The following is a 15,315-nucleotide window of genomic DNA, read 5'->3' as shown; positions in this document are numbered from 1 at the left end:
GGCGGCACCTCGTTCAGGGGGGCAGCGGGGAGGATGGAGTCAGTATCTCGATTTTTTGGCGACCGTCAATCTTTCGCGATAACCGCAGGCGCCGAAGGGGCCCTCCGGGCCCGCCATGACTGCGGGAGGGTTCCGGGAACGCCGAGGGGGCGAGACCTCAGGCCACGGGGATGCGCACCCGGGCGGTCTTGCCGAACTCGTGAGCCAGCACGGCCAGTTCACCGCCCACCTCGGCGAGGAGCAGGGTGACGATCAGCAGTCCGCGGCCACCCTCGGCCTCCGCGTCGACCGCGTGGACGGGCGGCGGCAGGGCCGGGTCGCCGTCGGTGACCTCGAGCTGCAGCCAGCCGCCGACGAGGGTCACGCTGACGCCCAGCCGGTCGGAGGCGCGGGCCGCGTGCCGCACGGCGTTGCCGACGAGTTCGCTCACGGCCAGGACCAGGGCGTCCGCGACGGCGAGGGAGACCTGCCAGCCCTCCAGGACGGCCCGGACCCGGGAGCGCACCAGCGGAACGGTGGCGGGGGTCGGGCGGGCCGCCCAGTGGGCGCAGTCGCGGCCCGGAGACACGGGGCGGGGGATGGTGCGAGCGGGGGCGGTGAGCATGACGTGCTCCCAGAGGGGGAAGGCGACGGCACCGCGGGAAACTCGTTCAACCGGCCAGGGCGCTGGGGCGCCGATGAGGCTCGCAGTCGGCGGGAGGACGTCGCTGGAGTTGTGCTTACACGTGTAACACACTAGACCGCCCCCGGCGGGGGCACAAGCATTTTCGGACAAACGTCACGAAGCCCGGACGGCGCGCCGCGGGCCCGCGTCAGCGCGGGGGCGACGTCGTATGTCAGGTGGTCCGGCGCTGGACCAGGACCGGCTCGATGGCCGGCACCGGCGCCGTCCGCCCCGTCTCGATCAGCTCGTGCAGGGCGTCCGCGATCCGCGCCGGCGACGGCAGGTCCAGGCGCACGGTGGTGAGCGGCGGCTCCTGGAGGGCGGAGAGCACGAGGTCGTCGCAGCCGACGATCGCCACGTCCTGCGGTACGGAGAGGCCCTCGGCCAGCAGCGCATGCATCAGCAGCGCCGCGTACTCGTCGTTGTAGGCGAATACGCCGTCCAGCCGCAGGTCCCTCCAGCGGCGGGCCAGGTCCACGGCCGACTCGCGGGTGTGGGAGAGCTCGACCGGGGTGACGGTCGCCATGTGCCGGGCCGCGACCGACTGGGCGCCCGCCAGGCGCGGCCGGGCCAGCGTGTCGAGCCCGCGCTCCTGCGGCATGACCACGCCGATCCGGGTGCGTCCACGGCCGATGAGGTGCTGGGCCGCGGTGGCGCCGACCTGGGCGTGGTCGAAGCGGACGGTGTGGACGCCCTCCACCGGGCGGGCCGCGAAGGCGAGCAGGCCGCGCACGCCGGCGCGCCGCAGTACGTCCGCCGCCTGCGCGGTGAACCGGTCGCCGTCCAGGGCGACGACCGCCGTCGGCCGCAGTTCGGCCCAGGCCCGGGCGGCGTCGAGGGGGTCGGCGAAGCGGCCCGCGTGGAGCACGGCCGTGTAGCCGTACCGCTCCAGCTCGCTGTACAGCTCGTCCGCCCAGTCGCTGACCAGACGGCCGACCGCCGAGACCGACACGGGCATCAGGACCAGGTTGCTGCGTCCGGCGCGCAGGGAGCGGGCGGTGGCGTTGGGCACGTAGCCGAGCTGCCGGGCCGCGGCCAGCACCCGCTCACGGGTGCCCGCGCTGACGCGGTGGCCCTGGGTGTCGTTGAGGACGAAGGAGACGGTGGCGCGCGAGACCCCGGCGAGGCGGGCGACGTCGGCGCTGGTGATCGACACGGGCGCCGGGGCGGCTCCGGCGGCGGGCTGGTTCCTGGCCATGGCGTGTCTCAGCGCTCCTCCGGTCGACGTACCATCTGCTCCTTTCAGGTTACACGAGTTAGATCTTGCCGCCCGGTGCGCGGGCACGCCGAACGGGCAGCCGCTCCCTCCGTCAGCGACTGCCCGCCGGCCGCCCGGCCTGCCCTGTCGCCTGCTACGGAACCTCGGCGCGCGCCGCCGCGTGCAGCCGCCGGGAGGGGCCGGCGGGGTCGTCGGCGGCGGTCACGGTGGAGTCGAAGCACAGGGTGGTGCGGGTGTCCGTGTCGTACCGGGGCCAGGCCGGCATCCCGGGGTGGTTCGGGTCGCCGGTACGGACGAAGGCGATCCACGCCCGGTGCATGGCGGACGCGAGGGCGCCGCTGACGGCGGGGTCGAGCCCGGCCAGGAAGGGGGCGTGCGACCAGTTCGCGAAGTTGTCGAAGACGAAGGGCAGTTCGAGGCAGTGCGCGGCGGCGAGCCGGCCCTCGTACGCCGGGGTCGGCAGGTCGAACTGGTACGCCCAGACCGGCCGGCCCCCTGCCGCCCGGGCCTCGGCCAGCCGCACGCAGGGGACCCGGAACAGCTCGTCCGTGATCAGATCCATGAGGACGTCGGCCGGGCGGGCGCCGGGGCGCTCGCGCTCGTACGCGGCGTACACCTCGGGGGCCGCCTGCGCCCCGAAGGTGCGGGCGATCCGTTGCGTCACCTGTTCGCGCGTCGCCGCCGCGTACCCCTCGTCCAGGGCGAAGCCGAAGTTCGCCTCCTCCCGGGTCCACCCGATCATCACGTCGACGTCGGCCGCGGCCGCTCCGTGCAGCAGCGCCTCGGCCGGGTGGCAGGGGAGGGTGACACCGTCCCGTACGGGCAGGAACGGCGTGGGCCAGTAACCCCAGCGCATGGTCCGCGCGAAGAGTCCGCCCGCCGCACCGATCAGCGACGGCCAGGGCAGGTCACGCAGTTCCGCCACGGTCTTGACGCCGGCGAGCTCCAGGAAGGCGGCGGTCCGCTCCCGGTACGTGCCGGGGCCGGGGAGGTCCAGACCGAACGGAGGGCTCTGGAGGATCACCCGGCGGATCATGCCGCGTGCCCCGGGGTGGCCGGCGAGCGCGGCGGTGGACAGGGCTCCGCCCGACTGTCCGGCGACCGTGATCGACTCCGGGTCGCCGCCGAGGGCGGCGATGTTGTCCCGCACCCAGCGCAGGGCGGCGAGCTGGTCGGTGAGCCAGTAGTTGCCCTCGGCTGCCGCTTCCGCCCCGTCGGCGTCGGCGTCGGCGTCGGGGGCGAGGTAGAGGTAACCGAGCGGCCCGATGCGGTAGTTGATGCCGACCACGACGAGATCGCCGTCCCGCGCGAAGGTCTCGCCCGAGTACTGGGGCAGCGAGCCGGAACCGGACAGGAAGCCACCGCCGTGGATCCAGAGCAGCACCGGGCGGCGGCCCGCATCGGTCGCGGGCGTCCAGACCGTGAGGGTCAGGCAGTCCTCGTCGAACGGCGGCGATCCGTGGCCACCCAGCACCGGGTCGCCGCCCTCCATGTACAGCTGCGGCGCGCTGGGGCCGTCGGCCGTCGCGTCCCGGGTACCGCTCCAGCCCGGGTGCGGCTGCGCGGCGCGCCATCGCAGGTCACCGACCGGCGGTGCGGCGTACGGCACGCCCCGGAAGACGGCGATCCCGCCTTCGGCCGTGCCGCGCAGCCGCCCCGCGGGGAGGTCCACCACGACCGGGTCCCGGTCTGGAGAGTGAGCCGTGAGCACCATGAGCCTTCCTTCCTGGACCGCGCGCCGAGCACGCTCCGACCCGGCGAGCGTATGGCGAAAATTCAACGACCGTCAATCATGTGCGATATCCGAGCGGGTCGACACTCGGTGGCGCTGCGCGTGACAGCGGGCGGCCACGACCGGCGTGGCGCCTCCGGCACGGGGGCGCACAAGCCTTCACCGACTGGTTACACGTCATCGCACCGGAGTTTCCACCTGGGTCACGATCTGCACAACGCGACTGCCGGACCTCTAGCCCCGCCATGGAATAGGTGCTACACAGTCTCCATGCGCCGCCGGTAACACGTGTAACACCGTCACGTACGTCACGCCGACGTGAACCATCACGGTCGTGTCGCTGTCGCGACCCCTGAGCCGCGACCCCTTCGCGGGGCACCCCTTCCCCGCACCCCTCCCGGCACCCCTCCCGGCACCGCCTGCCCCGCTCCACCCGCCCTGCTCCGCCCGCCCGGTCCCCACCCCGTGCTGCGCCGCCGCGCCTTCCCCGCCGCCGTCCACGCACCGCACCGTCCCCGCACCGTCCCCGAGGAGTCGTCATGGCCACGAACGACGTCACCGAACCGCCGGCCCCCGGCCCCCACCCCTCCCCCGCGTCCGGCACCCCCGACACCCCCGACACCCCCGATGAGTCCGCCACGTCCGCCGTCCCCCGCCAGCGCGGCCTGCTGCTCCTGCTGCTCGTCGCCAACTCCGCGCTGATGGCCGTCTACATGGGCGTCGGATCCGTCCTGCTGCCCACCCAGATCGCCACGATCGCCCCCGATGACAAGGTCGCGGTCCTGGGCCTGATCGGCGGGGTCAGCGCGGTGTTCGCCACCGCCTTCAACCCGATCGCCGGCGCCCTGTCGGACCGCAGCGGCCGGCGCAACCCGTGGATCCTGGGCGGCGCCCTCGCCTCGCTCGCGGGTCTCGCACTGCTCGGCAGCGTCACCACCGCCCTGCTCGTCGGCATCGCCTGGTGCCTCGTCCAGGCGACCATGAACGTCTACCAGGCCGCCGTCACCGCGGTCGTGCCCGACCGGGTGCCCGCCGCCCGGCGCGGTACCGCCTCCGCACTGGTCGGACTGGGGCTGCCGATCGGCGGCACGGTCGGCGTACTCATCGCCTCCCAGACCGCCGGCCACCTGCGGACGGGCTATCTGGTGCTCGGCGCCGTGGGCGCCGGGGCCGCGCTGCTGCTCACCTCGTTCTGCCGCGACGTACCCCGGTCCGGGTCCGTCCCCACCGCGGCGCGGGCGAGCGGGAAGGCACAGGTGGCGGCGTTCCTGTCGGCCCTGGCCGACCACGACTTCCGCTGGGCCTTCATCGGCCGCGCCCTGATGGTCCTCGGATACTTCTCCGTCGTCGGCTACCAGCTCTACGTCCTCGACGACCACATCGCCCTGCCCGCCGGACTGACCCCGCCCGCCGCGATCGCGGTGCTCACCCCGGTGTCGATGGCCGCCATGGCCCTGTCCACCGTGGTCGGCGGGCTGCTGTCCGACCGCTGGAACCGGCGCAAGGTGTTCGTGGGCGTCTCGGCCGCGCTCGCCGGGCTCGTCATGGCCGTGCCCGTGATCAGCCCCACCTGGACCGGCATGCTCGTCTTCAGCGCGCTCAACGGTCTCGCGTTCGGCTGCTTCATGGCCGTCGACACCGCGCTCGTGACCCTGGTCCTGCCACGGGCCGAGGACGCCGCGCGCGACATGGGCGTCCTGAACATCGCGAACGCCGGGCCGCAGATCATCGCCCCGTTCGTCGCCTCCGCCGTCGTCACCTCCCTGGGCGGGTACACCCCGCTCTTCCTGGTCGGCGGCGCCCTGTCGCTGGTGGGCGCGCTCGCCATCCTCCCCATCCGCGGCGTGCGCTGACCCACCCGGCCCATCCCGTCCACCCGGCCACCCGCCCACCCGGCCACCCGGCCACCCGGCCACCCGGCCACCCGGCCGAAGCTCCGGCGGGCGCACGCCGAGGGTCGTGCGCCCGCCGGTCCCCACCCCGCTCACACCCTCACATCCTCATCCCTCCCTCCCGTTCGAAGGAGCCCCTGTGAGACGCAAGCGAGTTCTGCCACTGGCCGCGCTGCTGCTGTGTACGCCGGCCCTGGCCGGGACCGCGCCCGCCGCGGCCTCCGCGCACCCGTCGGCCTCGGCCGCGGCGCGTCCGACGGCACCGTACGGGCCCGACGCCCGACCGCTGCGGATCCTGCTGACCAACGACGACGGCTACACCGCGCCCGGCATCCGCAAGGCGTACGAGAGGCTGACCGCCGCCGGGCACGACGTCACCCTCGTGGCCCCGCTCACCAACCAGAGCGGCACCGGGACCAAGATGACGGGCGGCACCACCCTCGCGGTGCGCCACCCCGAGCCGAAGGTGTGGGCGGTCGACGGCACCCCCGGCGACTCGGTGCTCTTCGGGCTGGCCGAGGTGTTCGCCGGACGCGCCCCCGACCTGGTGGTCTCCGGCACCAACTTCGGGCCGAACGTCGCGGGCCTCGCGACGCATTCGGGGACGGTCGGCGGTGCCGTCGCCGCCCTGGAGCACGGCGTCCCGGCCATCGCCCTGAGCACGGGCGGCCTCACGGTCCCCGACCCGGTCACGACCGTCAACGCCATGGGCCCCACTGTCGACTTCGCGGTCAAGCTGATCGACCGGCTGCGGGCGCGGGCCGGGTCCGGGCCGCTGCTGCCCAAGGGCGTCGGGCTCAACGTGAACCACCCCGTGGTGGGCGCCGACGGCACGGGGACGGCCGCCGGGGTCGCCGCCACGGTCCAGGACCCGCAGACGTTCCTGGAACCGGACTTCACCGATTCCGGGGACGGCACCTGGAAGGTGACGGTGAAGGTCGTCCCCCGGCCCGCCGTCCGGGGCGGGGATGTGGAGGCCGTCAGCGCCGGGAAGATCGCCGTCAGCCCGATGCAGGCCGACTGGAACGCCGGGCCCGCCGACTTCGCCGCCACCTCGGCCCTGCTCGCGGGGCTGCGCCCGTAGACCGGCCACCGGTCCGGCCTTCCCGCACGCACCCCCTCCCCTGCCCGCGCACCCCCCTGTCCGTGACCTTTCGTGACCTCAGGAGGACGAATGACGAAGCCCCCCGAGCGGCTTCACCCCGTACGGCCCCGCCGCCGACCCTGGCTCAGTGCCCGGCGCGGCCCCCGGCTCGCGCCCCGGCTCACCCCCTGGCTCGCCTGGCCCCTGGCCGCCGCGGCCGTGCTCGCGGCGGCGATCCCCGCACCCGCGGCCGCTCCGGGCGGCGGACCGCCGCGCGTCGAATCGCCGCGTCCGGTGGTCGCGGTCGCCCAGGGCGCGCTGCGCGGCCGTGACCACGACGGCGCCCAGGAGTTCCTGGGCCTCCCCTACGCCGCCGCCCCCGTGGGCGAGGCGCGGCTGCGGGCCCCCCGGGAGGCGCGGCGCTGGAGCGGCGTGCGCGAGGCCACCACGCAGGCGCCCGCGTGCGTGCAGTTCTCGCCGTTCGGTCTTGCGGACCCGTCGGCCGTCAGCGAGGACTGTCTCCACCTGGACGTGTACCGGCCCCGGACCGCGCGCGCCGGCGCGCGGCTGCCGGTGGTCCTCTGGATCCACGGGGGCGCGTACAGCCAGGGCACGGGAACGCAGTTCGGCGGCCGCACGATGGCCGAGCTGACGGACAGCATCGTGGTGGCGGTCAACTACCGGCTCGGCCAGCTCGGTTACCTGGGTCTGCCCGAGCTGGGCCGCGAGAACCCGCTCGCCTCCGGCTCCTTCGGGCTGATGGACCAGATCGCGGCGCTGCGGTGGACCCGGGAGAACATCGCGGCCTTCGGCGGCGACCCGGGCAAGGTCACGGTCTCCGGGCAGTCCGCGGGCGCCGGTTCGGTCTGTGCCCTGCTCGCCTCGCCGCAGGCGGCCGGGCTGTTCGGGCGCGCGATCCTGCAGAGCGGTCCGTGCACGCTGCTGGCTCCGCCCGACCGGGCGCGGGCCGAGTCCGAGGGCCGTGCGTTCGCCGCGAGCGTCGGATGCGCCGAGCCGGAGCGGGTCGCCGCCTGCCTGCGCGCCGTGCCCGCGGCCGATCTGGTCGGCGCGGCGCGGACCCGGCCCACCGCGGGCCCTGCGCACGGCGACGGGCTGCTGCCCGTCGAGCCCGCGGCGGCGATCCGGAGCGGCGCCTGGAACAAGGTGCCCGTCCTGATCGGCAGCACCCGGTCGGAGGCGCGGCTGTTCGTCGCGTTCACGCATCCGCAGCTGACGGCGGAGCAGTACACGGCCCGGGTGCGGGCCACGTACGGGGCGGCCGCCGACGAGGTCCTCGCGCGCTACCCGGTCACCGGCTACGCCTCCCCGTACCTGGCCCTGTCGGCGGTGCTGACCGACGCGGGGTTCGCCTGCCGGACGTACGGGACCGCGCGGCTCTTCTCGGCGCAGGTGCCGACGTACCTCTACGAGTTCGACGACCCGGACTCCCCCACCCTGCGCGGCGCGCAGGTACCGGGGCTGGACATGTCCAACGCGCACAGCGCCGAGCTGGCCTACCTGCACGACTTCACCATGGGCGACCGGCCGCTGACCCCGGTCCAGACCGCGCTCGCGCACCGGATGAAGCGGTACTGGGGTGCCTTCGCGCGCTCCGCGGACCCGAACGCGCCGGGTCAGGTCCGGTGGCCGGCGGCCGGCCCGCGGACCACGGCCCTGGTGCTGAGCCCGACGGACACCCGGCCGTCCGGCAGCTTCGCCGCCGACCACCGGTGCGACTTCTGGCAGACCCTGTCCGCCCCCGCGCCGCTCCCCTGATCCGGGCACCGGCCCGGTGCCGGCGGCGGGCCCCCGTCCCGGTTCCGGGGCGGGGTTTGGCGTCGCGGGCACGGGGCAGGCGCGGGAGCGGTAGGAGTCCGCAGATCGGGTGTGTCCGCACCACGTACGTACGGGAGCACCACGTGAAAGACCTCGCCACCCTCGCGGAGGAGCAGCTGACCGCCGCCCGGGCCGACCGGCACGGGCGCAGCGCCCTGCTGATCCTGCGGGACGTACCGCTGCGGCAGACCGTCATCGCCCTGACCGACGGCACCCAGCTGGGCGAGCACGCCACCCCGCCCGCGGCGTCCTTGCAGGTGCTGCGCGGCAGCGTGCGCGTCAGCAGCGACCACGCCGACGTCGAGCTGCCGCAGGGCGTCCTGTACCTGCTGCCGTCCGGGCACCACAGCGTGACCGCGATCGGTGACGCCGCGGTCCTCCTGACCGCCGTCAATCCGTAGCCCGCGGACCGCCCGTAGCCCGCGGACCGCGCCGGCCCGTCCCCGTGAGCACGAGCCCGGTGGCCGTCAGCAGCCAGGCCCCGAGCGCGATCCACAGCAGCAGCTCGCCGAGGACGCGCAGGTCCTCCACGCCCGCCGTCTCCGCCGCGGACAGGCAGGCCACGGCCGCCATGCCGAGCGGGAAGACCGTCGACCACCGCCCCAGGTCGTACCCCGTACGCCGCCAGCGCACTTCAGCACCCATCAGCACGACGTACCAGGCGAGCTCGAGCACGATCAGGAGCAGCGTCGTCACGCGCAGCGCGTCGTGCACCGGGCCCGTCCACAGGGGCGAGGCGAGGAGCCTGGAAGCGGCGAGCGCGCAGATGGCCAGTGCCCCGCCCGCGATCCAGTGGTCGCCGCTGCCCTCGGCGATCTGCCGGAAGTCGAAGCGGACCAGGGCTTCGAGGTAGAGCAGCAGGCCGAGGAGGAAGAGCACGAGTGCGGCCCGTGCGAGCCAGTCGCCGTAGCCGGCGGCGGCCAGCTCGGCCGCGAGGACGGCCGGCGCCTGGGTGGCCACGCACACCAGGAACGCCGCGCCGGGCATGCCGCGGTGCCAGTTCCGCATCACGCTGACCAGCAGGACCGGCCAGACGGCCATCGCCAGCACCAGCAGGGCCGCCGCGAGCGCCTGCCAGCCGCTGTTGGAGACGCGCACACCGAGTACGCAGGTCGCGGCGACGGCGGTGAGGGCGGGCGGGGTGTCGGCCTCGGACCGCCAGCGGGCCCGGTCGCGGGTGAGCCGGGCGGCGAATCCGGCGGCGAGCACGAACCACAGCAGGGCGGCGAGGAGGAACAGGACGCCGGAGAGCGCGCCGGTCAGCCCCCGGGGGCCGATGAGCCACAGGCCGATGGAGACGATGCCGGTGGCCATGACCGCGGCACCCGCCGCCGGCGGCAGCTCGGCCCAGCGCGGCGGTGCCGCGGCGCCGACGGGTACGCCTGCCCGGGTGCTCACTCCTCCAGCGCATCCCGTACGGGCGCCCGGCGCCACTCGGGCGCGGCACGTGGACCGTGCGGTGCTCCGACCGGCACGGACGGTGACCGCCGAGGACGCCGGGCACCGAAGACGCCGGGCCACGGCGGGGCGAACTGGTGAACCAGGACGCCGTGGGGGAACACTCCCGGGGCGGTCCGGGCGGCGACATCGCCACGATCACGGTTCCCACCCTGGTCGGGATCGGCCGGCTCGACGTCGCCGACTTCCAGGACATCGCCCGCCGCTACGCCACCGGGATCCCCGGCGCCGCGCTGGTCGAGTTCCCCGCCGCAGCCCACCTCATCGCCCTGGACGCGCCCGTCGAACTGACCGCGGCGCTCGGCCCGTTCCTGGCCCGCTGAGGTCGCTGTTCCCGCCCGGCGCGCCGGGCGGGAACGGCGTACTCGGCCGGTCTGCCGGTCCGGTTCCGCCCCGGCTGGAGTACTAGCTGCGCCAGGGGACCTTCGGTGAGCGGTAGAAGGTGATGCCCAGGGCGTCCAGGCGGGGCCCCTGGGCCGCGAGCCGCTGCCGGTAGGCGGCCCGGTTGTGGGTGGCGGCGGGCGACCAGCCGATCTCCGCGATGCCGGGGAGCCTCGGGAACGCCATGTACTCCAGGTGGGCGCTGGTGGTCAGGGTCTCCGTCCACAGCGGGGCCTCCACGCCCAGCACGGCACCGGCGGGCATCCCCCTGACGAGGGTGGCCGGGTCCCAGGCGTACGCCTTGCTGAAGACCACCTCGGTGCCGGTGTGGAGGGGCGGGGCGACGCCGTCGCAGTTCAGCTCGGCGTACGAGGCCAGGGCCGCGTTGGTGTGGCCGGGGGTGTCGATCTCGGGGACGACCTCCAGGTAGCGGGACGCCGCGTGGCGCACGATCTCCTGGGTGCCGCCGGAGATCTGCCACGGGCCGGGCCGGCGGGTGCGCCGCTCGACGGCGGCGGGCAGCAGCTGGCGCAGTGTCTGCGCGGCGTGGAAGAGCCCGGCCGGCCGGTTGGCGGCGACGCGCACCGTGCCGGGGCCGCTCACCAGGCGGTAGCCCTCGTCGCCCAGGGCCCGGTCGTCCGCGACGAGGCGCAGCTGGATCCCGTCGGTGCCCGGACCGGTGACCACGGGCAGGGGGTGGCCGGTCGAGGGCCGCAGGATGCCGGCGAGGTACTCGCCGACCTGCCGGGCTTCGGCGGAGCCGGCGTCGACCCGGATGGCAGTGGTGGCGCCGAGGGTGTACGGGGATCCGCCCGGCCGGACGGAGGCCGGCGCCGGGACGATCCCGCCCAGCGGGACGGGGCCGGCGGCAGCGGCGGCCCCTTCGGGTGCGGCCGCGGTGGAGACGGCGGCGGCCGCGAGGAGCAGGAGCGAACCGAGGAGGCGGCAGGCGGCGCCGCGGGGCGGCCGTTCGGTGCCGGGTCACGAGCGGTCCCTTCGATCGGGGTCGCGGACGGGTCGCGCGGAACGTGTGGGGACGTTTCCAACGCCGCGCGTCCCCCAGCCCTTCGAACCGGTGGGCATCGGTGCGGACCGGCGCGGAGCGGCCGGATCCGGCCGGTCGTCGTCCCCGTGCGGCCCGGCGGCCGTCGGGCTACGGCGGGGGCGCCCGCCGTACCTGGGCCAGGACGAGCACCGTGTCGTCGGTCGCCGGGTCCGGCAGCAGGTTCGCCAGGATGCGGTCGGCGGCCTCCTCCAGCGAGCCCAGCGGCGCGCGCAGCTGGGCGCGCAGCGCGTCGACACCGGCGTCGATGTCCCCGTCCCGGGTCTCGACGAGGCCGTCGGTGTACAGGGCCACGGTGGCGCCCTCGGGCAGGTCGATCTCGGTCGACCGGAACGGTACGCCGCCCACCCCGAGCGGTACGCCGAGCACGTCGGCGACGGCTTCCACGGTCCCGTCCGGGTGCCGGACCAGGGGTGGCGGGTGGCCGGCGCTGGCGATCCGGGCCCGGCCGGTGCGGACGTCGTACTGGAGGTAGAGGCAGGTGGCCCATTCGATGCCGGCCTCCTGGGCGCAGGCGTCGAGTTCGGCGAGGAGCGCCGCGGGGTCACGGGTGTGCCGTGCGAGGGTCTTCGCCGTGATCCGCAGCCGGCCCATGGCCGCGGCGGCCGGGACGCCGTGGCCCATGACGTCGCCGACGACCAGGGCCACCTGGTCGCCGGAGAGCGCGATCACGTCGTACCAGTCGCCGCCGACCTCGGTGACCCGGCTGCCGGGCAGGTAGCGGTGGGCGATGTCGACGTGCGGGCCGGCCCCGGGGGCGCTGGGCAGCAGGGCCCGCTGGAGGGTGAGCGCGATGTCCTGGACCCTGCTGTACAGGCGCGCGTTGTCCAGGCACAGGGCGGCCCGGGAGGCCAGCTCCCCCGCGAGGCTGAGGTCTTCCTCGGCGAACGCGGGGCGGGCGGCGGAACGGCCGAACATGGTGAGGCCCTGCACCGTGCCGCGCGCGATGAGCGGGGCGATGACGATGCAGGCCAGGCCGCTGTCCAGCAGGAGCTGCGCGCGTTGCTGGTGGATGACGGTCCGGGTCAGGAAGTCCTCGTTCACCTGGACGCACAGGGGCCGGCCGGTGCTGAGCATCTGGTGGATGCTGGACCCCGGCGGGTAGGTGACCCGCTCCAGGCCGCCCACCAGCTCGGGGGCCGGCGGGCGGAGGGTGGTGTGCGCGGCGATCCGGCGGGTGATCAGCGGCAGCTCGGGGAGGAAGTCCTCGCTCTCGTCCATCCACTCGACGAGTTCGACGACGGCGGCGTCGCAGAACTCCGGCACCACCGCGTCGACCACCTCGCGGGCGGTGACCTCGAGGTCGAGGGTGGTGCCGATCCCGGCCGCGGCCCGGTCCAGCAGCGCGAGGCGCTGGCGGGCGGCGCTCGCCTCGAGGATGGCCTGTTCCCGGTCGGTGACATCGATCAGCAGGCCGCCGACTCCGCGCCGGGTGTCGCCCGTCCCGCTCAGCGGGAAGAAGCTCACCGACCGCACCTGGTCGCGGTCGGGGTGACCGGGTGTGCGCAGCCCGATCAGCATGCCGACCACCGGCCGGCGGCCCTCCGCGACGGCGCGCAGCACCCGCGGGAACTCGCCACCGTCGGACATGATCATGACGTCTTCGACGCGGCGTCCGAGGTGGTCGGTGACGGAGACGCCGTCCATGTCGGCGAGCGCCTGGTTGAGGTGGACGTACCGCAGCTCCTCGTCGAGCATGACCAGGCCGATCGGGCAGGTCTCGAAGAGGGAGTCGAGGAAGGACAGGTTGGTCTTCACCCGGTTGAGTTCGTCGCCGCTGCTGGCCAGGATCATGACCACGTCGGCGCCGTCCGGGCCGGTCACGGGGAAACCCCGGAACCCGCAGTCGAACACGGTGCCGTCGCGGTGCCGCGCCGGCAGCCGGACCCGCCAGTACCCCAGGGCGCGGGCGCGCTCGACCAGCTGCTCGGCGCTGCCGGGGCCGCCCGCCCCGGGTGCGGGCGGCGGGAAGAGGAGCGAGGCGGGCCGGGAGAGCACGTCCCCCGCCGCGTACCCGAAGAGGCTCCGGGCGCCGGGGCCCCAGTAGCGGACCCGGCTCTCGCCGTCGAAGCCGAACACGGCCACCGGCACGTGCTCCAGCAGGGACCCCGGCTCGGACCGGATGGGGCCGGGATCGTGCTCGCCCCCCAGCCGGTCCGGTGGCATCGGTCGGCCCCCTTCTGCCCTGCGGCGGGCGCGGTGCTCCCTCAATTCTGCACGTCATCCAGGCGGGGGACATCACGGCGGGTCCGCGTCCCGCCGGCGTGCGCGGGGCCGGGCGGCTGGTGAGACTGGGACCATGGCGAACAAGGCGGTACTGGAGGGCGGACCGGCGGACCTGCCGGAGCGGGTCGTCACGGCGCCCGCGCCGGGCGAGGACCTCAAGATCGCGCACCGGGGCGGGTACGAGCACTTCAGGGCCACGTCGCGGTTCCACGAGGGCCCGCAGGGACGGCTTCCGGTGTTCGAGTGGTGGGAGCGCACGGAGATCGCCGAGTGACCTGACGTGACCGTCCGCCTCGTGTCCCTGGAGGCGGACGCTTCGTTGGGCGGGTATGCCCCTCGATCGACGCCTGACGCTCGGTGCCGCCCTGCTCGCCGCGACGGCGGCCCTGGCACCGGCCACCGCCGCCCACGCGGCCGCCCCGTTCACCGGCGCGGCGACCTCGCCGGCCGCCTCCGCCGCCACCGCCGCCCCGCCCCCGTTGCGCGCCGCGCCGGCGGAGCGCCCGGACGCGCCCGACCTCGACGCCCTGGCCCGGGCGCTGACCGGCACCACCGCCGCCGGGGCGCCCGGGGCCATGGCCCGGGTCACCGGGCCCGGCGGCGCCCGCACCCGGACGGTGGGGGTCCGGGACCGGGCCACGGGCGCACCGATGGACACGGACGCCCGGTTCCGGATCGGCAGCGTGACCAAGACGTTCTCCACGGTGGTCCTGCTGCAACTGGTGGACGAGGGACGGCTGGCCCTGGACACGCCGGTCGCCCACTACCTGCCCGGCCTGCTGCCCGACGACCGGATCACCGTCCGGCACCTGCTGAGCCACCGCAGCGGGCTCGCGGACTACACCGACGCGATGTTCGCCCGTACCGTCCCCGGCTTCGAGGCCGTGCGCCACCGCGTGTTCGGCTATCAGGAGCTCGTCGCCCTCTCGCTGCGCGAGCCGCGCACCACCGAGCCGGGTGCGGCGTACAAGTACTCCAACACCAATTTCGTCGTCGCCGGCATGCTCATCGAGAAGGTGACCGGGCAGGGGGTGGGCCGGGCGTACGAGCGCCGCATCTTCCGGCCGCTGGGCCTGCGCCGCACCTCCTACGTGCATCCGGCCACCGAGGTCCGGGGGCTGCACGTGCGCGGCTACCTGCACCCCGACGAGGCGGGCTCGCCCCTGGTGGACTCCACCGAGCAGACCGTGTCCTGGGCGCAGTCGGCGGGGGCGGTGATCTCCGATCCGGCCGATCTCAACACGTTCGTGTCGGCGCTGCTGCGCGGCCGGCTGCTGCCGGCGCGCCTGCTGGAGGCGATGCTCACCACGTCGCCGACGGACGCCACGAACACCCGCTTCTACGGGCTGGGCCTGCGCCGCTACGTCCTGTCCTGCGGTACCTCGGTGTACGGGCACACCGGCACCGTGCAGGGCTTCTACACGTACGCCTTCGCCACCCGCGACGGCCGCCGCAGCCTGGCGGCGATGGCGAACACCTCCAACCGCGGCGAGGCCAACACCGCGCTGGGCGGGACGCTGGAGGCGGCGTTCTGCGGCAAGCGGTCCACGGTCGCCCCGGGCGCCACCGGACGGGGCACCGGACGCGGCACCGCGCGCGGCTTCGGCGTGGCCCCGGCCGAGGTGGACCTGCCGGAGCGGCACGCCCGCTGAGCGGTGGCGCGGGAACCGCGAGATCGCGTCAACAACGTTGGGCGACAAGGGCCCTGAAGGCCGCGACGGCAGTATTGTGATCGTCTGAACCCACTGAGTCCTGTGACT

Annotated in this window: 13 protein-coding genes; 7 read left to right on the top strand and 6 right to left on the bottom strand. The window is 75.1% G+C overall.

The genetic code is table 11. The annotated features are described in order from the left end of the window. Positions 1-157 precede the first annotated feature (157 nt). The 3 genes from ACIPXB_RS03265 to ACIPXB_RS03255 form a co-directional block, all read right to left on the bottom strand. Positions 158-604, bottom strand: coding sequence for an ATP-binding protein (locus tag ACIPXB_RS03265; RefSeq protein WP_401443848.1), 447 nt, complete (start codon positions 602-604; stop codon positions 158-160). Positions 605-836: 232 nt separating this feature from the next. Then, a complete protein-coding gene (locus ACIPXB_RS03260) occupies positions 837-1,862 on the bottom strand; it encodes a LacI family DNA-binding transcriptional regulator (RefSeq protein WP_401443846.1) in 1,026 nt (341 codons plus the stop codon). 154 nt (positions 1,863-2,016) lie between these two features. Beyond that, positions 2,017-3,597 carry a carboxylesterase/lipase family protein gene (locus tag ACIPXB_RS03255; protein WP_401443843.1) on the bottom strand — a complete coding sequence of 527 codons (1,581 nt, stop codon included), beginning with the start codon at positions 3,595-3,597 and terminating at the stop codon, positions 2,017-2,019. A 557-nt stretch (positions 3,598-4,154) separates the two neighbouring features. Here ACIPXB_RS03255 and ACIPXB_RS03250 point away from each other — a divergent pair. The 4 genes from ACIPXB_RS03250 (at position 4,155) to ACIPXB_RS03235 (ending at position 8,828) form a co-directional block, all read left to right on the top strand. Next, positions 4,155-5,468, top strand: a complete 1,314-nt coding sequence (locus ACIPXB_RS03250; protein WP_401443841.1) for an MFS transporter — start codon at positions 4,155-4,157, stop codon at positions 5,466-5,468. Between the two features lie 178 nt (positions 5,469-5,646). After that, positions 5,647-6,591, top strand: coding sequence for a 5'/3'-nucleotidase SurE (gene surE / locus ACIPXB_RS03245; protein WP_401443838.1), 945 nt, complete (start codon positions 5,647-5,649; stop codon positions 6,589-6,591). A 90-nt stretch (positions 6,592-6,681) separates the two neighbouring features. Next, positions 6,682-8,367: a carboxylesterase/lipase family protein gene (locus tag ACIPXB_RS03240; protein ID WP_401443836.1), complete on the top strand. Its 1,686-nt coding sequence runs from the start codon at positions 6,682-6,684 to the stop codon at positions 8,365-8,367. A gap of 143 nt (positions 8,368-8,510) precedes the next feature. Next, a complete protein-coding gene (locus ACIPXB_RS03235) occupies positions 8,511-8,828 on the top strand; it encodes a cupin (protein ID WP_401443833.1) in 318 nt (105 codons plus the stop codon). On the opposite strand, the gene ACIPXB_RS03230 is transcribed toward ACIPXB_RS03235, so the two are convergent. Then, positions 8,818-9,825: a tellurite resistance/C4-dicarboxylate transporter family protein gene (locus ACIPXB_RS03230; protein ID WP_401443831.1), complete on the bottom strand. Its 1,008-nt coding sequence runs from the start codon at positions 9,823-9,825 to the stop codon at positions 8,818-8,820. The genes ACIPXB_RS03235 and ACIPXB_RS03230 overlap by 11 nt on opposite strands. A gap of 137 nt (positions 9,826-9,962) precedes the next feature. On the opposite strand from ACIPXB_RS03230, the gene ACIPXB_RS03225 reads away from it, so the two are divergent. Continuing rightward, positions 9,963-10,208, top strand: coding sequence for an alpha/beta fold hydrolase (locus ACIPXB_RS03225; RefSeq protein WP_401443829.1), 246 nt, complete (start codon positions 9,963-9,965; stop codon positions 10,206-10,208). A gap of 82 nt (positions 10,209-10,290) precedes the next feature. Here the strand turns inward: ACIPXB_RS03225 and ACIPXB_RS03220 are convergent, their stop codons facing one another. Both ACIPXB_RS03220 and ACIPXB_RS03215 read right to left on the bottom strand, forming a co-directional pair. Then, on the bottom strand, positions 10,291-11,193 hold the full coding sequence (locus tag ACIPXB_RS03220) for a glycoside hydrolase family 20 zincin-like fold domain-containing protein (RefSeq protein ID WP_401444414.1): 903 nt from the start codon (positions 11,191-11,193) through the stop codon (positions 10,291-10,293). Between the two features lie 226 nt (positions 11,194-11,419). Continuing rightward, positions 11,420-13,495, bottom strand: a complete 2,076-nt coding sequence (locus ACIPXB_RS03215) for a SpoIIE family protein phosphatase (RefSeq protein ID WP_401443827.1) — start codon at positions 13,493-13,495, stop codon at positions 11,420-11,422. 133 nt (positions 13,496-13,628) lie between these two features. On the opposite strand from ACIPXB_RS03215, the gene ACIPXB_RS03210 reads away from it, so the two are divergent. Together ACIPXB_RS03210 and ACIPXB_RS03205 are read left to right on the top strand one after the other, a co-directional pair. After that, positions 13,629-13,829 (top strand): DUF5988 family protein, encoded by a 201-nt coding sequence (locus ACIPXB_RS03210; RefSeq protein ID WP_401443825.1) that lies wholly within the window; start codon positions 13,629-13,631, stop codon positions 13,827-13,829. 55 nt (positions 13,830-13,884) lie between these two features. Continuing rightward, the gene (locus ACIPXB_RS03205; protein WP_401443823.1) at positions 13,885-15,207 is read left to right on the top strand and encodes a serine hydrolase domain-containing protein; all 1,323 of its coding nucleotides are present in this window, start codon (positions 13,885-13,887) and stop codon (positions 15,205-15,207) included. Positions 15,208-15,315: the final 108 nt, after the last annotated feature.

It is taken from the genome of Streptomyces sp. NPDC090022, from assembly GCF_044748145.1.
GTDB lineage: Bacteria > Actinomycetota > Actinomycetes > Streptomycetales > Streptomycetaceae > Streptomyces.
The sequence above is the reverse complement of the archived record's forward strand: the minus strand, read 5'-3'. Positions and strand labels throughout refer to the sequence as shown.